Source organism: Streptomyces sp. NPDC003691 (assembly GCF_053981115.1).
In genome coordinates this window covers 97236-115983 of record NZ_JBSFNQ010000006.1, presented here as the reverse complement: position 1 = coordinate 115983, position 18748 = coordinate 97236, and the positions used below count along the sequence as shown (strand labels likewise).

17 protein-coding genes are annotated in these 18748 nt (G+C 73.4%); 14 read left to right on the top strand and 3 right to left on the bottom strand.

Features of this window, described 5'->3' with window-relative positions:
• The first annotated feature begins 5 nt into the window (after positions 1-5).
• The 8 genes from ACWDR0_RS05210 (at position 6) to ACWDR0_RS05175 (ending at position 7797) form a co-directional block, all read left to right on the top strand.
• Positions 6-221: a CopG family transcriptional regulator gene (locus ACWDR0_RS05210; protein ID WP_456350252.1), complete on the top strand. Its 216-nt coding sequence runs from the start codon at positions 6-8 to the stop codon at positions 219-221.
• A 2-nt stretch (positions 222-223) separates the two neighbouring features.
• Positions 224-625 (top strand): type II toxin-antitoxin system death-on-curing family toxin, encoded by a 402-nt coding sequence (locus tag ACWDR0_RS05205; protein WP_456350251.1) that lies wholly within the window; start codon positions 224-226, stop codon positions 623-625.
• Between the two features lie 183 nt (positions 626-808).
• Complete coding sequence (locus ACWDR0_RS05200) at positions 809-2599, top strand: DEAD/DEAH box helicase (RefSeq protein ID WP_456350250.1); 1791 nt, start codon at positions 809-811, stop codon at positions 2597-2599.
• Between the two features lie 200 nt (positions 2600-2799).
• Entirely contained in the window at positions 2800-2955 is a 156-nt protein-coding gene (locus ACWDR0_RS05195; RefSeq protein WP_456350249.1) for a hypothetical protein, read from the top strand.
• Positions 2952-4151, top strand: a complete 1200-nt coding sequence (locus tag ACWDR0_RS05190; RefSeq protein WP_456350248.1) for a methyltransferase domain-containing protein — start codon at positions 2952-2954, stop codon at positions 4149-4151. Before ACWDR0_RS05195 ends, ACWDR0_RS05190 begins: the two co-directional genes overlap by 4 nt.
• 223 nt (positions 4152-4374) lie before the next feature.
• Positions 4375-5562 (top strand): acyl-CoA dehydrogenase family protein, encoded by a 1188-nt coding sequence (locus ACWDR0_RS05185; protein WP_456350247.1) that lies wholly within the window; start codon positions 4375-4377, stop codon positions 5560-5562.
• Positions 5563-6076: 514 nt separating this feature from the next.
• Positions 6077-6718 (top strand): IclR family transcriptional regulator, encoded by a 642-nt coding sequence (locus ACWDR0_RS05180; protein WP_456350246.1) that lies wholly within the window; start codon positions 6077-6079, stop codon positions 6716-6718.
• A gap of 290 nt (positions 6719-7008) precedes the next feature.
• On the top strand, positions 7009-7797 hold the full coding sequence (locus ACWDR0_RS05175) for a YlbL family protein (RefSeq protein ID WP_456350245.1): 789 nt from the start codon (positions 7009-7011) through the stop codon (positions 7795-7797).
• 15 nt (positions 7798-7812) lie between these two features.
• Here ACWDR0_RS05175 and ACWDR0_RS05170 read toward each other — a convergent pair whose 3' ends face one another.
• A complete protein-coding gene (locus ACWDR0_RS05170) occupies positions 7813-8280 on the bottom strand; it encodes an Lrp/AsnC family transcriptional regulator (RefSeq protein WP_456350244.1) in 468 nt (155 codons plus the stop codon).
• Between the two features lie 121 nt (positions 8281-8401).
• On the opposite strand from ACWDR0_RS05170, the gene hppD reads away from it, so the two are divergent.
• The 5 genes from hppD to ACWDR0_RS05145 all read left to right on the top strand — a co-directional run bounded on the left by hppD (position 8402) and on the right by ACWDR0_RS05145 (position 13725).
• Positions 8402-9547, top strand: a complete 1146-nt coding sequence (gene hppD / locus ACWDR0_RS05165) for a 4-hydroxyphenylpyruvate dioxygenase (protein WP_456350243.1) — start codon at positions 8402-8404, stop codon at positions 9545-9547.
• A gap of 120 nt (positions 9548-9667) precedes the next feature.
• The gene (locus ACWDR0_RS05160; RefSeq protein ID WP_456350242.1) at positions 9668-10444 is read left to right on the top strand and encodes a response regulator transcription factor; all 777 of its coding nucleotides are present in this window, start codon (positions 9668-9670) and stop codon (positions 10442-10444) included.
• Positions 10428-12434 carry a sensor histidine kinase gene (locus ACWDR0_RS05155; protein WP_456350241.1) on the top strand — a complete coding sequence of 669 codons (2007 nt, stop codon included), beginning with the start codon at positions 10428-10430 and terminating at the stop codon, positions 12432-12434. The genes ACWDR0_RS05160 and ACWDR0_RS05155 overlap by 17 nt, the downstream gene beginning before the upstream one ends.
• Positions 12435-12547: 113 nt before the next feature.
• Complete coding sequence (locus tag ACWDR0_RS05150; protein ID WP_456350240.1) at positions 12548-12961, top strand: hypothetical protein; 414 nt, start codon at positions 12548-12550, stop codon at positions 12959-12961.
• Between the two features lie 125 nt (positions 12962-13086).
• The gene (locus tag ACWDR0_RS05145; RefSeq protein ID WP_456350239.1) at positions 13087-13725 is read left to right on the top strand and encodes a class F sortase; all 639 of its coding nucleotides are present in this window, start codon (positions 13087-13089) and stop codon (positions 13723-13725) included.
• A 180-nt stretch (positions 13726-13905) separates the two neighbouring features.
• Here the strand turns inward: ACWDR0_RS05145 and ACWDR0_RS05140 are convergent, their stop codons facing one another.
• Positions 13906-15996, bottom strand: coding sequence for a tetratricopeptide repeat protein (locus tag ACWDR0_RS05140; RefSeq protein ID WP_456350238.1), 2091 nt, complete (start codon positions 15994-15996; stop codon positions 13906-13908).
• A gap of 98 nt (positions 15997-16094) precedes the next feature.
• Here ACWDR0_RS05140 and ACWDR0_RS05135 point away from each other — a divergent pair, with 98 nt between their 5' ends.
• Entirely contained in the window at positions 16095-17528 is a 1434-nt protein-coding gene (locus ACWDR0_RS05135) for an FAD-binding oxidoreductase (protein WP_456350237.1), read from the top strand.
• 151 nt (positions 17529-17679) lie between these two features.
• On the opposite strand, the gene ACWDR0_RS05130 is transcribed toward ACWDR0_RS05135, so the two are convergent.
• The gene (locus ACWDR0_RS05130; protein WP_456350236.1) at positions 17680-18561 is read right to left on the bottom strand and encodes an NAD(P)H-binding protein; all 882 of its coding nucleotides are present in this window, start codon (positions 18559-18561) and stop codon (positions 17680-17682) included.
• Positions 18562-18748: the final 187 nt, after the last annotated feature.

Below are 18748 nucleotides of genomic sequence, written 5' to 3'. Positions count from 1 at the left end.
ATGGCATGACCAACGACCTCGTCCTCCGGCTCCGGGACGACCAGTACGAAGCCCTCGCCGTCCGTGCCGAGGCCACCGGCCGCCCGGTGGGCGAGCTGGTGGCCGAGGCGGTCGACGCCTATCTGGAGCGGGCGGCCGCCGCCGACCGCGAGGCCGTACGGCGGACCGGGGCCGAGTACGCGGAGCGCCACGCGGACCTGCTGCGGCGGCTGGGAGAGTGACCGTGACCCGCTATCTGACCCACCTGGAGGCCGCGGACCTCGCCGCCATCGGATTCGGCGGACCCGTCGCCGTACGGGAGCCCGGACTGCTCGGCTCCGCCGTGCACCGGCCCGCCGCGCGCATGTACGGCGTCGAGGCGTATCCCGGCCCGTTCGAGAAGGCCGCCGCGCTGCTCCACGGCCTCGCGGTGAACCATCCGCTGGTCGACGGCAACAAGCGGACGGCCTGGCTGTGCGCCGCCGTCTTCCTCGACCTCAACGGCCTGGACCTGCGCGGCGTCGACCAGGACGCGGCGTACGACCTGGTCGTCGGCGTGGCCTCGGGCGCCGTCGCGGATGTCGCCGCGATCGCCGGGCGGCTGCGGGAACTGTACGAGGGCGCGGCCGGACCGGGTTCCGTGTGAAGTAGGTCGCACCCCCCGAGGCCGCGGCCTCGTCCGGCCCGGAACGGGGCGGGGGCACCGGTAGGGTGGCCCGGTTGTCATACCGAGCCCCGGGGCGCGGACCGGCACGACGCGAGGGCGCCGGGCCGGACGGCCGCCGGAGCGCGTGCCCGCCCGCCCCCGACGAATCGCCGCACGGAGACCGTGACTACTACCGCCTCCCACTCCCACCACCTTTCCCCCGCCTTTCCCGGCCGGGCCCCCTGGGGCACCGCGGGCAAGCTGCGCGCCTGGCAGCAGGGGGCCATGGACCGATACGTACAGGAGCAGCCGCGGGACTTCCTCGCCGTCGCCACCCCCGGCGCCGGCAAGACCACCTTCGCGCTCACCCTCGCGTCCTGGCTGCTCCACCACCATGTGGTCCAGCAGGTGACCGTGGTCGCGCCGACCGAGCATCTGAAGAAGCAGTGGGCGGCCGCGGCGGCGCGGATAGGGATCAGGCTGGACCCGGACTACAGCGCGGGCCCGCTGAGCAAGGACTACCACGGCGTGGCCGTGACCTACGCGGGTGTCGGGGTCCGCCCCATGCTCCACCGCAACCGCTGCGAGCAGCGCAAGACGCTGGTCATCCTGGACGAGATCCACCACGCGGGCGACTCCAAGTCGTGGGGCGAGGCGTGCCTGGAGGCGTTCGACCCGGCGACCCGGCGGCTCGCCCTGACCGGTACGCCCTTCCGGTCGGACACCAACCCCATCCCCTTCGTCACCTACGAGGAGGGCAACGACGGCATCCGCCGCTCGTCCGCCGACTACACGTACGGCTACGGGCACGCCCTCAACGACGGCGTCGTGCGGCCCGTCATCTTCCTCTCGTACAGCGGCAACATGCGCTGGCGCACCAAGGCCGGCGACGAGATCGCGGCGCGGCTCGGCGAGCCGATGACCAAGGACGCGATCTCCCAGGCATGGCGGACCGCGCTGGACCCGCGCGGCGAGTGGATGCCGAACGTGCTGCGCGCCGCGGACCAGCGGCTGACGGAGGTCCGGAAGGCCATTCCGGACGCGGGCGGGCTGGTGATCGCCGCCGACCAGGACTCCGCGCGGGCGTACGCGAAGCTCATCCGGGAGATCACCGGGACGAAGGCGACCGTCGTCCTCTCCGACGACGCGGGCGCCTCCAAGCGGATCGACGAGTACAGCGAGAGCACCGACCGCTGGATGGTCGCCGTCCGGATGGTGTCCGAGGGCGTCGACGTGCCCCGGCTCGCGGTCGGGGTGTACGCCACCACGATCTCCACCCCGCTGTTCTTCGCCCAGGCCGTCGGGCGCTTCGTGCGTTCGCGCAGGCGCGGCGAGACCGCGTCCGTGTTCCTGCCGACCATCCCCATGCTCCTCGGCTTCGCCAACGAGATGGAGGTGGAGCGGGACCATGTCCTCGACCGGCCGAAGAAGACCGGCGAGGAGGACCCGTACGCCGAGTCCGAGAAGGAGATGGACGAGGCGAACAAGCTCCAGGACGAGGACACCGGCGAACAGGACCAGCTCTCCTTCGAAGCCCTGGAGTCGGACGCCGTCTTCGACCGGGTGATGTACAACGGCGCCGAGTTCGGCATGCAGGCGCACCCGGGCAGCGAAGAGGAGCAGGACTACCTCGGCATCCCCGGCCTCCTGGAGCCGGACCAGGTGCAGATGCTGCTCCACAAGCGGCAGGCGCGGCAGATCGCCCACAGCCGCAAGAAGCCGGACACCGAGGCGGATCTGCTGGAGCTGCCCGCCGAGCGGCGGCCGGTGGTCTCCCACAAGGAGCTGCTGGAGCTGCGGAAGCAGCTGAACACCATGGTGGCCGCCTATGTCCACCAGAGCGGGAAGCCGCACGGGGTGATCCACACCGAGCTGCGCCGGGTCTGCGGCGGCCCGCCGAGCGCGGAGGCGACGGCCGGCCAGATCCGCGAGCGGATCAAAAAGGTCCAGGAGTGGGCGACCCGGATGCGCTGACCGGCGGCGCCCGCGCGGGTGTCCTGCTCGCTGCCGGTCCCGGTCCGGGTGCCGGTGCGCCGCGGGCCGTCGAACGATTCCGGTCACCCGCGGGAGTGATGTCCCGGGGAATCCGTCGAAAGGCTCAATTCGGGCTGTCCGCCGCCTTCCTGGACCCCTACAGTCCGTTTTGGGTACGTACGGAAGTCCTGGAGGTCGTGATGGCCGAACTGATCACCCGCAGCGGTGGCGACGGCGGCAGCGGCGACGGCGGCGGGAGCGGTGAGAACCTCCCCGGCCAGCCGTGGACCCCGCCGCAGGAACCGCCGAGCCCGGACGGCAGCGCCCCCGAGGGGGACGGCAAACACCGGAAGTGACGGACCAGCCCCTGCCGGGCTCCGGCTGGCGGGACGTTCTCGGCGGGCTGCGCGCGTCGGGAGCCCTGACACCCGGCTGGGTCCCGTCCTTCGAAGCCGTGCCGCGGTCCGCGTTCCTGCCCGACGCCATCTGGCCGTACGACATGGACACCGGCACCAGTACGCGGGTGTCGCGGAGCGACGACCCCGGCACCTGGCAGGCGTACGCGGACGCCGATGTACCGATCGTCACCCAGTGGGACGACGGGGCCCCCGCGGGGGCCGGACCGGGGCGGCTGTCGACGTCGTCGGCGTCCATGCCGGGCGTCGTCGCCCGGATGCTCCGGGACCTGGACGTCCGGCCGGGCGCCCGGGTGCTGGAGATCGGCACCGGCACCGGCTGGAACGCCGGTCTTCTCGCGCACCGGCTGGGCGCCGCGAACGTGGTCACCGTGGAGGTGGACGCGGCCGTGGCCGGGGCCGCCCGGGCCCGGCTCGCGGCGCTGGGCCCGGCGCCCGAGGTGATCACCGGGGACGGGCTGCTCGGGCATCCGGACCGGGCTCCGTACGACCGGATCGTCGTCACGGCCGGGGTGCTCGACCTGCCCTGGGCATGGGTCCGGCAGACCCGGCCGGGCGGGCTGATCGTCGCCCCCTGGGGGACCCGGTACAGCAATGTGGACCGGCTGGTGAGACTCGTCGTCGCCGGGGACGGGCGGAGCGCCTCGGGGCCGTTCACGGGCGCCGTGGAGTTCATGAAGGTCAGGTCCCAGCGGCACCGCGTCGACCAGGCCGCCTATCTGCCGCACGGCTTCCCCGGCGACGCCGTCACCGGCACCACCGCGCTGACCGCCGCCGAACTCGGGCTCGACGACCGGCTCCGGCACCCGTTCGCCGCCGTCGCGGGCCTGCTGGTGGGGGAGTGCACCCTGCTGACCGACCGGCGCGGACCGGCCGTCAGCGTCTGGCTCTACAGCCTGACCGACCTGTCGTGGGCCGCGGCCGTCCTGGCCGACGGCCGGGCGGAGAGCACGGTCCACCAGAGCGGGCCGCGGCGCCTCTGGGACGAACTGGCCAGTGCCCATCGGTGGTGGGCCGCGGCGGGGCGTCCCGGTACGGCGGAGTTCGGCCTGACCGTGACCCCCGGCGGTACGGAGGTCTGGTTCGGCACCCCCGCGAACCGGCTGCCGCCGCGGCCCTCCGGGCCGGGTGGGTGAACGGGGGCCTCGGACGGCGGGCCGACCCACGGCCCGCGGTGATCAGCTCCCGTGCGTTCGGGTAGACCCGCCTCCGGCCCGCGGTGATCAGCTCCCGGGCGTTCGGGCGGACCGGCCCCCGGCCTACGGTCATCAACTCCCTTGCACCCGGGCGCCATTGACAGCCGACGGGATCGGAGCGACGGTGAGGGTCTCCCCGTGGTCCGAGACCGGAGGTCGTCCCTTGTCCGGTACGTCAGCCCCTCGCACCGACACCGGTCTCCTCGAACGCCTGCGCGAGCTGCACCCCCTCATCCGCTCGCACGCCGCGCGCGCCGAGCGGCAGCGGCGGGTGCCGGAGGAGGTCGCCGACGCGCTGACCGGCGCCGGGGTCCTGCGGATGAACGTGCCCCGCCACTACGGCGGCTACCAGACCCCGCTGCGGACCCAGATCGACGCGCTCAGCGAGGTCTCCGCCGCCTGCGGATCCGCCGGGTACACCGCGATGATCCAAGCCGGGTCCGCGTTCGTCGCCGCGCTCTTCTCCGACGAGGCCCAGGACGAGATGTTCACCGGGCCCGACGTACGGATCGGCGGCACCCTGATCCCGGGCTCGAAGGCCGTTCCGGCGCCCGGCGGCGGCTACACGGTCAGCGGGAAGTCCCCCTTCTCGACCGGCTGCCGGCACGCCGACTGGCATCTCCTGACCGCGCTGGCCGATACGGGCGACGGCCCGCCGGAGCTGCTGTGGCTGGCGATCCCGATGGCCGAACTCGACGTGCTCGACGACTGGGACGTCACCGGGCTCGCCGGAAGCGGCAGCAACACCGTCGTCGCCCGGGACGTCCGGGTGCCCGCGCACCGGGTGCTGCCGGTGGGCCCGATGCTGGACGGCGCGTATCCCTCCCAGCGCAGCAACACCGACCCGTTCTACCGGATGCCGGTGCTGCTGCTGTTCTGCGCCTGGACGGCGGCGAGCGCCCTCGGCCTGGGGCGGGCGGCCCTCGCCGAGTTCCGGGAGAGCATCCACCGGCGGGGCATCACCTACTCCTTCTACGAGCGCCAGTACGAGGCCGCGGCCACGCACCTCCAGTTCGCCGAGGCCGAACTGAAGGTCTCCGCGGCGGAACTGCTCACCGCCGACCTGGTGGCGATCATCGAGTCCAGGGCGGCCGACGACAAGCCCTGGACGGTGGAGGAGCGGGTCCGGATCAGGGCCCAGGCGGGATATCTGGCGCGGCTCTGCAAGGAGGCCGGTGATCTGATCGGATCCGCCTCCGGGGCCTCTTCGCTGCACCGGGAGGCGCCGGTCCAGCGGATCGTCCGGGATCTGAACGCGCTGAACCTGCACTCGTTCGTCAACCCCGCCACCAATCTGGAGCTGTACGGCAGGGTGCTGTCGGGGCTCGAACCCGGGACGCCCTTCGTCTGAGCCGGCCTGGAGCCGGGGCCGGGTCCGGCCCGGGTCCGAGAGCCCGAGCCGGGTCCGGGCCGCAGACCGTGGTGTATCCCGGGGCGTACGGCGAGGTGCGGGCGCGGGACGGCGGCGCAGGTCCGCACTCACCCGGGCGCCCGGGGAGCACCTTCTCCCAGGTCGCAGCGGTCTGCCCGGATCCCACCCGGACCCTGCCCGGCCGGGCCCACCGCCGCGGAATTCCGGAACATCACCCTCCGGTGACGGCTCCGGCGGTACGGCAAATACCCCGCGGCCGGGCTCCGTTGACCTTCCCCGCATCTTCCGCAGACCGGATTCTGGACGAGGTCTTCCGCTGAGCGAACCTGGTCGATACTGTCCCGCTCACCAATCTTGCGCCCCGTGGCAGCGAAGCCGCGGAGCCCGTCCGGTGTGCCATGGCCTGCCGGCGGGTCCTCGGTGCGTCGCCAACGGGACGGTGCCGCGTCAAACCGCGGGCTTCGCCGTCACTCACTCCGAAGGAGAGGGCCTCGTGACCGCGGAGACCTCCCAGACGCTCGACCGGGGACTGCGTGTCCTCAAACTGCTCGCCGACACCGACCACGGGCTGACCGTCACCGAACTGTCCGCCCGGCTCGGAGTCAACCGCACCGTCGTGTACCGCCTGCTCGCCACCCTGGAACAGCATGCGCTGGTCCGCCGTGATCTCGGCGGGCGCGCCAGGGTCGGGCTCGGGGTGCTGCGCCTCGGACGGCAGGTCCATCCGCTCGTCCGCGAGGCAGCCATGCCCGCGCTGCGGGCGCTCGCCGAGGACATCGGGGCCACCGCGCACCTGACCCTCGTCGACGGCGCCGAGGCGCTGGCCGTGGCCGTCGTCGAGCCGACCTGGACCGACTACCACGTCGCCTACCGGGCCGGATTCCGCCATCCCCTCGACCGGGGCGCCGCCGGCAAGGCGATACTCGCCGCCCGGCAGGGGCCCGGCGAAGGGCCCGGCTACATCCTGACCCACGGCGAGCTGGAGGCCGGGGCCAGCGGGGCCGCCGCTCCGCTGGTCGGGGTGACCGGGATAGAGGGGAGTGTGGGGGTGGTGATGCTCTCCGACTCCATACCGGAGCGCGTCGGGCCCCGGGTGGTCGACGCGGCCCGGGAAGTCGCGGACGCCTTGCGGTAGCGGGGTAGCGGGGTAGCGGGGTAGCGGGCGGCGCGGCGGACGAGACGGCGGGCGCCCGTCGCGGCGGGGCGCCGCCGCGGGGCCGCTCCGGGCGGACGCCCGGAGCGGACGGCAGCCGTACCGGCCGCGGCCCGTGACAGTGGGGCGGCGCGGAGGCGGACGGTAACCGTTGCCGCGGGCCACCGCGGGCCACCGCGGGCCACCGCGGGTCCGCGCCCGCCCGGCGCCCGGGTCCGCCGGAGCCGTACGGTCCGGGACCGTACCGCCGTCCGCCCCGATAGATTGGGCCCGTGCTCTCCCGTCTGACTCGCTCCCGCGCCCTGCTCCTCAGCGCCGTGCCCGTCGCCGGGCTGCTCGTGGCCGCCGCGTTCGCGCCGCTGCCGTTCGTGATCGCGCAGCCCGGGTCCACCGCCGATGTCCTCGGCGAGCAGGACGGCATCCCGGTGATCACCATCGAGGGCGCGCCCGTCCGGAAGACCACCGGCGAGCTGCGGATGACCACCATCTATGCGACCGGGCCCGCCACCGATGTCGGTGTGGACGAGGTCGCCGACAGCTGGTTCCGCGGGGACCGGGCGGTCCTTCCGCGGGAGGCCGTCTATCCCGCCGGGAAGTCCGACAAGCAGGTCGAGAAGATCAACCTGGAGGCCATGACGGAGTCGCAGAACGACGCCGCCAAGGCCGCCCTCGGCTATCTCGGCGAGGATCCCGCCAAGGTGAAGGTGAAGCTCCGGCTCGAAGACATCGGCGGGCCCAGCGCCGGACTGCTGTTCTCCCTCGGAATCGTCGACAAGCTCGACGGCGACGGCGCGGGCGGCGATCTCACCGGCGGGCGGAGCGTCGCCGGTACCGGCACGATCAGCCCCGACGGCAGGGTCGGCGAGGTCGGCGGGGTCTCCCTGAAGACCCAGGCCGCCAAGCGCGACGGCGCCACCGTCTTCCTGGTGCCGGAGGGGGAGTGCTCCGACGCCCGCGCCGAGCTGCCGGAGGGGCTGCGGCTGATCCCCGTCACCACGCTGAAGGGCGCCGTGGACTCGCTCCGGGCCCTGGAGAAGGGCGACAAGGTCCCGTCCTGCTGAGCCCGGGCGGAGGGACTACCCCTCCGCCGCCTGCTCCACCAGCGGGATGATCCGCAGCGGCACCGGGTTCTCCATCACGATCGCCGTCGACGCCCGGACGATCCCCTCGAAGCCCACCACCCGGTCGATCACCCGCTGGAGATCCGCGTTCGACCGCGCCACCAGCCGGCAGAGCATGTCGCCCTCGCCCGTCGTCGTATGCAGCTCCAGCACCTCCGGTACGGAGGCCAAATGGGCCCGCACATCCGGGCCCTGGCCCTGTTTGATCTCCAGGGTCGCGAAGGCCGTCACCGGGTAGCCCAGCGCCGCCGGATCGACCTGCGGGCCGAAACCCCTGATCACCCCGCTCGACTGAAGACGGTCCAGCCGTGCCTGGACCGTCCCGCGGGCCACCCCCAGCCGGCGTGACGCCTCCAGTACCCCGATCCGCGGCTCGCGTGCCAGCAGCACGATCAGACGGCCGTCCAGATGATCGATCGCCACAAGGTCTCCCCGATGGTCATCATGTACAGAACGTGGCCCCATCGTGGACCCTCGGTGGGCAGATTGCCCAGAGGGACGGCGAACTATTGCGCACCTTGTGGATCGGAGGGAGCCTGCGACTATGACAGAGACCATCGATCACCACCCCACCACCGCGCGCGAGGCCGACCCCTTCCCGGTGAAGGGAATGGACGCGGTCGTCTTCGCCGTCGGCAACGCCAAGCAGGCCGCGCACTACTACTCCACCGCCTTCGGCATGAAGCTGGTCGCCTACTCCGGACCGGAGAACGGCAGCCGCGAGACCGCCAGTTACGTACTGGAGAACGGCTCCGCCCGCTTTGTCTTCACCTCCGTCATCAAGCAGTCCACGGAGTGGGGCGGCTTCCTCGCCGACCATGTCGCCGAGCACGGCGACGGCGTCGTCGACCTCGCCATCGAGGTTCCGGACGCCCGTGCCGCGTACGCCTACGCCACCGAGCACGGCGCCACCGGTCTCACCGAGCCGTACGAGCTGAAGGACGAGCACGGCACCGTCGTCCTCGCCGCCATCGCCACCTACGGCACCACCCGCCACACCCTCGTCGAGCGCCGCGGCTACGACGGCCCCTATCTGCCGGGCTTCGTCGCCGCCGACCCGATCGTCGAGCCCCCGGCCCGCCGCACCTTCCAGGCCATCGACCACTGCGTCGGCAATGTCGAGCTGGGCCGGATGAACGAGTGGGTCGGCTTCTACAACAAGGTGATGGGCTTCACCAATATGAAGGAGTTCGTGGGCGACGACATCGCCACCGAGTACTCCGCGCTGATGTCGAAGGTCGTCGCCGACGGCACCCTCAAGGTGAAGTTCCCGATCAACGAGCCCGCGATCGCCAAGAAGAAGTCCCAGATCGACGAGTATCTGGAGTTCTACAACGGCGCCGGGGTCCAGCACATCGCGCTCGCCACCAACGACATCGTCGCCACGGTGCGCTCCATGCGCGCCGCCGGGGTCCGGTTCCTGGACACCCCCGACTCGTACTACGACACCCTCGGCGAGTGGGCGGGCGAGACCCGGGTGCCGGTGGAGACCCTGCGCGAGCTGAAGATCCTCGTCGACCGCGACGAGGACGGCTATCTCCTCCAGATCTTCACCAAGCCGGTCCAGGACCGGCCGACGGTCTTCTTCGAGATGATCGAACGCCATGGCTCCATGGGCTTCGGCAAGGGCAACTTCAAGGCCCTCTTCGAGGCCATCGAGCGCGAGCAGGCCAAGCGCGGCAACCTCTGAGAACCGGCCGCGGAAGGCGCGGTACGGAACCCGGCCCGGAGCCCTGTCAGGAGCCCGGCCCGGAACCCGGTCCCGTACCGCACCTCCGTCCGGCACCCGTATCTGCATACGATCGGTGCCGTGTGCGCACATGTGATGATCGCCGAGGACGACGAGAAGCAGGCCGAGCTGGTCCGCCGCTACCTCCTGCGGGAAGGTCACTCCGTCACGCTGGTGACGGACGGGCGCGCGGCCGTCGAGGCCGTCCGGCACCGGGCCCCCGATCTGCTGGTGCTGGACGTGATGATGCCCAGGATCGACGGCCTGGACGTGCTGCGGATCCTCCGGGCCGAGGCGTACGAGCTGCCCGTGCTGATGCTCACCGCCCGCTCCACCGAGGACGATCTGCTGCTCGGCCTCGACCTCGGCGCCGACGACTACATGACCAAGCCCTACAGCCCGCGGGAGCTGATGGCCCGGGTCCGTACCCTGCTGCGCCGCACCTCGCCGCGCGGCGGGGCGGCACCACCGCCCGCCGACGACCATCTGCTGACCGTCGGGGAGCTGGTGATCGACCCGGAACGCCACGAGGTCACCGTCCGGGGGCAGGGCGTCGAATGCACCCCCGGTGAGTTCCGGATCCTGGCCGCCATGGCCGCCGAGCCCGGCCGGGTCTTCACCCGCCAGCGGCTGCTCCAGGAACTGCACGGCTACACCCGCTACATCGGGGACCGGACCGTCGACGTCCACATCATGAATCTGCGGAAGAAGGTCGAGAGTCGGCCGAAACGGCCGCAGCACCTGGTCACGGTCTTCGGCGTGGGCTACAAACTGGTCGCCCCGGCGATTTCCGACGCAGTGCCCGCAGTGCCGTCCTCCGTCCCGGACGGCGGTGGCCGCCATGGCCGTACGCCGTAACCGCACGCCCGGGCGGCGTGACGCCCGCGCCCGGCGGCTGCCGCTCCGCAAGAGCCTGCTCGGCCGCCTCCTCACGGTCTCCGCCCTTGTCGCCGTCTGCTCCGTCGCCGCGACCGCCTGGCTCGCCGCCCAGACCACCTCCGGCGCCATCAAGCGCGAGCAGGGCCGGGACCTCGCCAAGGACGCCCGGATCTACCGTGAACTCCTCGGCCACGCCGCCACCAACCGCCAGTGGGACGGAGCCGAGAAGAAGATCGTCCAGCTTGCCGCCGCCAACGACCGGCGCATCGCGCTCGTCAATCCGCGCGACGGACTCGTCGTCGCCGACTCGGCGGCCGGGAAGAATCCGCCGCTTCTTCCCGAGACGCCGACGGCCGTCATCGACCCGCTCGGCGTCGACGCCGCGTTCGGAGGTACCACCGAAGGCGCCGTGCCCGCGACCACGGTGGGCAACAGCAGGGGGAGTATCGACCCGCGCGCCGTCGGCCCCTTCCGGCTGCCCGCCGCGGAGCGAGAGCTTCTGCGCAAGACCGCCGACGGCGTGGTGTCCTGTCTGCGCGACAGGTACTCACTGACCGCCGAGCGCGGGACCACCTCCAGCGGTCGCTCCTACGTACGGATGGTGGCCGGGCTGGAGGCCGAGTACTACCGGCAGTCGTGCGGCGCCGACCGGCTGGCGCAGCCCACCGCCACCGAGAACAAAGCGATCAGGGAGCTGAACGGGCTCTCCGACGCATGCCTGGCGCGCAGCAAGCGCACCGCGATTCCGCTCCGGCTGAGCCACGGCGCCCAGGGCGAGCCGCGGATCGTCATCGGCAACCAGAAGTTCCCCACGATGCCGGCGATCTTCCCCCTCGAAGACACCCCGCGGGCCGCGGAGAAAGGCCGCAAGATCCGGATGGACGTCAAGGAGATGATGCTGCCCCATCCGGTCGACAGCGCCGCCGAGAACTGTGTCGACACTGCCCGCCGCGACCAGCTCGTCCCCCATGTCGCCGCCACCGTCCAGCTCTACATCAGCGACCCCGACGGCAGCCCCACTACCCCCGGCTTCGACCTCTCCCCGGACGACACCGCGCGGATCGCCGGGGTCGCCGCCCTGGTGCTCGCCCTGACCGTCGGGGCATCCGTACTGGCCTCCACCCGGCTGGTCCGGCCCCTGCGGGCGCTGACGTCGGCCGCGCAGCTCATGAAGGACGGCGCGGCCACCGCGCCCGTCCCGGTACGCGCCGACAACGAGATCGGCCGGCTCGCCGCGGCCTTCAACGACATGGCCGAGCACCGCACCCGGCTGGAGACCCAGCGCCGTGAGATGGTCGGCGATGTCGCCCATGAGCTGCGGACCCCGCTGAGCACCATCCGGGGCTGGCTGGAGGGCGTCCAGGACGGGGTCGCCGACCCCGACCCCGCCTTCGTCTCCTCGCTGCTCGAAGAGGCCGTCCAGCTCCAGCACATCATCGACGACCTCCAGGACCTGGCCCAGGCCGACGCGGGCGAACTCCGCCTGAACCCCGCGCCGGTACGGATCGGGGAACTGCTCTCCCAGGTCGCCGCCGCGCACACGCCGCGCGCCGAGACCGGCGGGGTCCGCCTCGCCGTGACCGTGCCCGACGGGCTGCCGCGGCTCACCGCGGACCCGGTCCGGCTGCGGCAGGCGGTCGGGAACCTGGTCGCCAACGCCGTACGCCACACCCCGCGCGGCGGCACGGTCACCCTGCGGGCGCGTGCCGCCGGTGCGGACGGTGCGGACGGCCTGGTGGTCGAGGTGGAGGACACCGGCAGCGGGATCGCGGCGGACGATCTCCCGTACGTCTTCAACCGGTTCTGGCGCGCCGACAAGTCCCGCAACCGGCGGACCGGCGGCAGCGGTCTCGGACTGGCGATCGTTCGGAAGCTGGCCGAGGCGCACGGCGGCTCGGCGACGGCGCGCAGCACTCCGGGGGAGGGGTCGGTGTTCGTCCTGACGCTTCCGGTCGACGGCAGGGGCTGACACGGGGACGGCACGGGGGCTGACATGCGGGCGACAACACCCTGACAGCTTCTTCATATGCGTTGGCCAGCCTGGGGGCGTACCGATCGAGCCTCCCGAATGGAGCCATTCGTATGACTGCAGCGTCCTCGCGCCGTGCCCTGCGGGCCTTCGCCGTCACGACCGCCGCCCTCGGTGCCGTCCTGGTCTCCGGCGCCGGTGCGTTCGCCGACAGCAGCCCCTCCCCCGCGGTCACGCTCGGCCCGGTCGAGAACGGCAAGAAGTGCACACCTCAGCCGGTGAGCAAGGACCGGGCCACGGTGAAGACCGACCGCGTCTTCTGCCTCGCCACGGGTGCGGACGGTAAGCCGGTCCGCATCGAGTTCATGCCGCGCGGCGGTGTCGCCGCGGGCGAGCGTCCCGTCACCGCCCAGGACGGCGGCAACCCCACCACCGTGATCGTCGGGGCCACGGCCGCCGCGCTCACCCTCGCCGCCGCGGGCACCGTCGTGATCCGCCGCCGCGCCGCACAGCACGACGCGCGCTGAGCGGTCCGCCGGAGGGCCCGCGGCGGACGCGACTCCCGTCGCCGCCGCGGGCCCTGCCCCGACCGGTCCGTCACGGGCCGGCCCCTTCCGTATCCCCTGAGCATCCGTCACCGGAGGTCCTCTCCATGCACCGCCGTCTGCCGGCCCGGTACGCCGTCGGCCTGGCGTTCGTCATCGCGCTGACCGGCTGTTCCACCGGCCCGGGCCCGGGGTCCGGGGACGGTTCCGGGCCGGGCGGCGCCGGGAAGCCGGTGCCGACGGCCACCGCCGCACCCGCCGGAAAGCCCACGGGCGCTACCGGGTCCCCGGCCACGGCCGTGAAGGCCGCCGATCCCGTCCATGTCTCCATCCCCGCCATCAAGGTCAGCAGCGAACTGCTGCCGCTCGGCCTGAACCCCGACCGGACGGTCGAGGTGCCGGCCCCGGAGCAGGGGATGACCGCGGGCTGGTACACCGGCGGGGCCGCCCCGGGCGAGAAGGGCGCCGCCGTGATCATCGGCCACAACGACACCCGGTACGGCCGGGCGGTCTTCCACGATCTGAAGAAGCTGGCCAAGGGCGCGAAGGTCACGGTCCGCAATGCCGAGGGCCGCAGTCTGACCTTCACGGTCACCGCGAAGGAGATCGTGAAGAAGAACGCCTTCCCCACCCAGCGGGTCTACGGCCCCACCGACGCGCCCGAGCTGCGGCTGATCACCTGCGACGGAGAGTTCGACGCCGAAGGCCACCCGGTGGACAACCTGATCGTCTACGCGAAGCTCTGAAGCCGGGGATGGGGGCGGGTCCGGATCGCCGGGGCGCCGGGTGCGGGGCCGGGAGTCCGGAGCCCCGGGCCCGGGAGCCCGGGGCCCGAACCTCTCCGCGCCGGGGACCGGGGGGACTGGAGCCCGCACCGGCCCGGCCCGGCGGCCGCCGCGCGCACTCCCGGCGCGGCGGCCGTCCGGTTATCTCCCGGCCACCGGGCCGGTCCCAGTCCCGGCACTCGTGCCCGCTCCGGTACCCGCGCCGGGGGTTCCCGTACCGGCACCGGTACTTGCGCCTGCACCGGACCCGGCACCGGCGCCCGTACCCGTACCTGTGCCCGTACCCGTACCTGTGCTCGTAGTGCCGGTGGCCCCCGTCGCCCCCGTCCCCGTACGCCGCGGGACACGGCTCGGCGAGCCGTAGCTGCCCCGCCCCTCCCGCCCCGTCAGCTTCCGCGGACCGCCCGCCGGAGGCTCCCCCAGCGCGGTCAGCGCCGAGCGCGCCGCCGGGGCCAGCAGCGGCGAGAACTCCGGGTTGATGCGCAGCGCGTCACCGATATGGCGGCGGGCCGCCCCGTACATCCCGAGGGACCGTTCGATCTGGCCGCGGTGGTACGCGAAGAGCGCACTGCGCGCGCCCTCCTTCGTCGCCCGCAGCGCGTAGGGCAGCCCCTCCTTCGCCCGGCCCGACCGGTACAGCGCCCACGCCAGCGCGTCCGCCGCCCACGGGCTGCGCAGCCCCCGGTCCCACTCCTCCTTCAGCCGCCGCGCCGCCACCGCCGCGTCGCCCGGGTCGCCGTGCTCGGCCTCGTAACGGGCGAGCGCGAGCCCTTCGTTCGCGCCGTGGGCCGCCGCCCGGTCGGCCAGGGTGCGCACCTGCCCGTACGCCTCCGCGGCCTCCGCGTCCCGCCCCAGCGACTCGAACAGCTCGCCCGCCTCCAGGGCGTACTGCGGCAACGGCGCCTTCTCCAGCGCGGCCCGCCAGTCCCGTACCGCCTCGTCCGTACGGCCCAGCGCGGTCAGCGCGCGGGCCCGGGCCGCCAGCGCCGGATGCTGGTCCGGGGCGAGCCGCAGCGCCGTGTCGAAACTCGTCACCGCCTCGGTGTGGTCCCCGCGCTCCCAGGCCAGCTCCCCGAGCCGCCAGAGCGCGACCGCCTTCTCCGCAGGGCCCTCCGCGGCCCCCACCGCGTCGTAGGCGTTCGAGGTGGCGTCCTCGCGCCAGCCCAGCTCGCGGTAGACCCGGGCCGCGAGGGAGCGTGCCTGCGAACCGCCGTACAGGCTCTGCACCGACTCCAGCGACTTCTGGACCGCCTTCTTGTCACCCAGTCCGCTGTAGGCGTCGACCAGCGCGCGGTGCACGGTCCAGCGGCGCGGCTTCTGCTTCCGGGCCAGCGTCGCGTAGTCCCGGGCCGCCGGATAGTCGCCCCGGGCGTTCGCGAGCACCGCCATGCCGACGAGGGCCTCCGCATTGCCCCGCTCGCCCGGCCGGACCGTGAGGGACCGTTTCAGCGCCGCATCCGCCTTTGCGTACGCCGCCCAGTCGGCGCGCCGCAGACCGCGCTCCGTATAGGCGACCCCGAGCGCCGCCCATGACTCCTCGTCGCGCGGATGCTTCCGGAGCCACGACTCCCGGTCCGCGATCAGCGCGTTCAGCTCGGGGAGCGTGGCGGGGGCGCCCGCCAGGGCGGCCGTCTCCGCCCGGGCGAGCGGGCCGGGCAGCGGCGGGGGGCCCTGGGGCGGGGCGGCCGGGATCCCGAGCACGATCCCCGTGACCAGGGCCGCGGCGACCAGCGAGGCGACGGCGGCGTTCTTCCCGGCCTCGGTGGCCAGGAAGGCGCGGGGGACGGCGGGGGACCAGGTGCCCGGGGTGTCCGGGGTGCCGAACGTGATGACGGGGCGTGTGGTGCCGAACCGGCCCGGGGCGCCGGTGGTGCCTCGGGTGCCGGTACGGCCCAGGGCGCTGACGGGGTCCGCGGTACCCGCGTGGTCCGGGGTTCCCGGGGCGCCGGAGGTACCGAAGGTGCCCGCCGTGCCCGAGGCGCCCGCGTAACCCGCGTAACCCGGGGCATCCGCCGTACCTGCCGTACCTGCCGTACCTGCCGTGCCCGCCGTGCCCGTGCTCGTGGTGCCTGCTGTACCCGCCGTGCCCCCGGTGTGCTCGGTGCGCTGCCCGGGACCGCGGCCCCCGGAGCCTTCCGGCCCGCTTCCCGGCCCGCCCTCCGGCCCGCCCTCGGGCCCGTTTCCCGGCCCACCCTCCGGCTCCCCGCGTCCTGCTGCGCTCACTCTGCTCATGCCCTTCACTCTGCGTCCGGGGGCCGTCCGGTACGACGATCCGCCAAGGGGCGCAAGCACGGGTTCACACCGATGGCGGTCGGTGCGACGCTGGACCCATGGATCATGACGACGGACCCACGGCTCCCGGCGACGCCCTCCGCGGCGGCCCGCCCCCCGGCCGTCCCGACGCCCTGCTCGACCGGCTCCGGGCCGGACTCCCCGCCGACGCGCTGCTCACCGACCCCGATGTCACGGCCTCCTACGGCCGGGACATGGCGAGCTTCTGCGAGGCGGGCATCCCGGCCGTCGTCGTACTGCCGCGCACGGTCGAGCAGGTGCAGCACGTGATGCGAACGGCGACCGAGCTGCGGGTGCCCGTGGTGCCGCAGGGCGCCCGCACCGGGCTGTCGGGGGCCGCCAACGCCACCGACGGCTGCATCGTGCTCTCGCTGGTCAGGATGGACCGGATCCTGGAGATCAGCGCCGTCGACCGGATCGCCGTCGTCGAACCCGGTGTGGTCAACGCGGCCCTCTCCCGCGCGGTCGCCGCCCACGGGCTCACCTATCCGCCCGACCCGTCGAGCTGGGAGTCCTGCACGATCGGCGGGAACATCGGCACCGCGTCCGGCGGACTGTGCTGTGTGAAGTACGGGGTGACCGCGGAGTACGTCCTCGGGCTCGACGTCGTCCTCGCGGACGGACGGTTGCTGACCACCGGCCGCCGCACCGCCAAGGGCGTCGCCGGATACGACCTCACCCGGCTCTTCGTCGGCTCCGAGGGCAGCCTCGGCATCGTGGTGAAGGCGGTGCTCGCGCTCAAGCCCAAGCCGCCGCAGCAACTGGTCCTGGCCGCCGAGTTCCCCTCCGCGGCGGCCGCCTCCGCCGCCATCTGCGCGATCATGGAGCGCGGCCACACACCGTCGCTGCTGGAGCTGATGGACCGTACGACGGTACGCGCGGTCAACGCCATGACCAGGATGGGCCTGCCCGAGACCACCGAGGCGCTGCTGCTGGCGGGCTTCGACACCCCCGACCCGGCCGCCGACCTCGCCGCCGTCGGTGAACTCTGCACGGCCGCCGGGGCCACCGAGGTCGTCCCCGCGGACACCCCCGCCGAATCCGAACTCCTCCTCCAGGCCCGCCGGACCGCCCTGCCCGCGCTGGAGGCCCTGAAACCGGCCACGATGATCGACGACGTCTGCGTACCGCGCTCGGCGCTGGGCGCCATGCTCGACGGCACGGCCGCCATCGCCGAGAAGTACGGCCTGACGATCGGGGTCTGCGCCCATGCGGGCGACGGCAACACCCACCCCGTCGTCTGCTTCGACCACCACGACCCCGACGAGTCCCGGCGCGCCCGGGAGTCCTTCGACGCCATCATGGCGCTGGGCCTGGAACTGGGCGGCACGATCACCGGCGAACACGGCGTGGGAGTGCTGAAGAAGGAGTGGCTCGCGAAGGAGCTGGGGCCGGTGGGTGTGGAGTTGCAGCGGGGCATCAAGCGGACCTTCGACCCGCTGGGGATCCTGAACCCGGGCAAGCTGTTCTGAGGGTACGGGGCCGGAGGATACCGAGTCCTGAGGACACCGAGTCCTGAGGACACGGAGCCTGAGAGAACGCAGGCGGGGAGGCGGGGCGGGCGGGCCCGTGCGGGACCCGCCGCCCGCCCGGTGCGGGGCCCGGCCCGCCCGCCCCGCCGGCTCACCCCCAGTCGCCCGCCTCCGCCGCGGCCGCCGCGAAGGCGGTGAAGTCGCGCGGCTCCCGGCCCAGCGCCTCCCGTACGCCCGTCGAGAGATGGCCCTCGATACCGCGCCGGATCGGCGACAGGGTGTCCGCGAACCAGTGCGCGTCCTCCTCCGGCCACCCCTCGGCGACCAGCCCCGCCGTGAACTCCGCCGGTGCCAGCGGCAGATAGCGCAGCGGCCGGCCGGAGGCGGCCGCGATGGCCTCCGCGGCCTCGGCGAACGTCAGGGCGCGCGGCCCGGACAGCTCGTAGGTGCGGCCGTGGTGTCCGTCCCCGGTGAGCGCGGCCACCACGACATCGGCGATGTCCTCGGCGTCCACGAACGGAACCGCGCCCTCCCCGGCGGCGAGCGGCAGCTCGCCGCCGCGCACCGCGTCCGCGAAGACGCCCTCGCTGAAGTTCTGCGCGAACCAGCTCGGCCGGACCACGGTCCACTCCAGACCGGTCTCCCGGATCGCCGCGTCCCCGTCGATATGGGTGATGCCCGACGGATTGCCGTCGTCCATATAGCCCGGGACGTCGACCCCGCGCCCGGAGAGCAGCACGGCCCGCCGCACCCCCGACTCCTCGGCGAGCGCGAGGAAGGGCCGGGTGAGCCGGTCGCCCTCGTACGGGACGATGTACACCGTGTCGGTCCCCTCCAGCGCCGGACCCCAGGTCGCGCGGTCCGTCCAGTCGAACCGGACCGGCTCGCCGTCGCGGGAACCGATCCGGACGGTGTGCCCGAGGGCCCGGAGGCGGGCGGCGACCCGCCGCCCGGTGGTTCCGGTGCCGCCGAGGACGAGGATGTGCCTCCGGCCGGGGTCGTGCGGTCGCTGCTGCTGACTCTGTTCTGTCATGCCGTCAGTCAACCGGCGCCCCGGAAGACGATCCATTGCCCGGACTCTCGTTTCCATGTCCGAGCGTCTTAGGCTTCCGGTATGGGTGACGGGGGCGTTGTGGCCAACAGGCGTGCGAGTACGGCGAGTCCGGGTCCGGGCGCCGGTCCGACCGGTCCGACCGGTCCGACCGGTCCGGGCGCGGGCG

Bases quoted from the DNA above. Each gene is read 5' to 3' on its own strand.
- ACWDR0_RS05195 (WP_456350249.1), top strand. From the start codon at position 2,800: ATGGCCGAACTGATCACCCGCAGCGGTGGCGACGGCGGCAGCGGCGAC.
- hppD (WP_456350243.1), top strand. From the start codon at position 8,402: ATGACAGAGACCATCGATCACCACCCCACCACCGCGCGCGAGGCCGAC.
- ACWDR0_RS05145 (WP_456350239.1), top strand. From the start codon at position 13,087: ATGCACCGCCGTCTGCCGGCCCGGTACGCCGTCGGCCTGGCGTTCGTC.
- ACWDR0_RS05155 (WP_456350241.1), top strand. From the start codon at position 10,428: ATGGCCGTACGCCGTAACCGCACGCCCGGGCGGCGTGACGCCCGCGCC.
- ACWDR0_RS05150 (WP_456350240.1), top strand. From the start codon at position 12,548: ATGACTGCAGCGTCCTCGCGCCGTGCCCTGCGGGCCTTCGCCGTCACG.
- ACWDR0_RS05130 (WP_456350236.1), bottom strand. From the start codon at position 18,561: ATGACAGAACAGAGTCAGCAGCAGCGACCGCACGACCCCGGCCGGAGG.
- ACWDR0_RS05210 (WP_456350252.1), top strand. From the start codon at position 6: ATGACCAACGACCTCGTCCTCCGGCTCCGGGACGACCAGTACGAAGCC.
- ACWDR0_RS05140 (WP_456350238.1), bottom strand. From the start codon at position 15,996: ATGAGCAGAGTGAGCGCAGCAGGACGCGGGGAGCCGGAGGGTGGGCCG.
- ACWDR0_RS05135 (WP_456350237.1), top strand. From the start codon at position 16,095: ATGGATCATGACGACGGACCCACGGCTCCCGGCGACGCCCTCCGCGGC.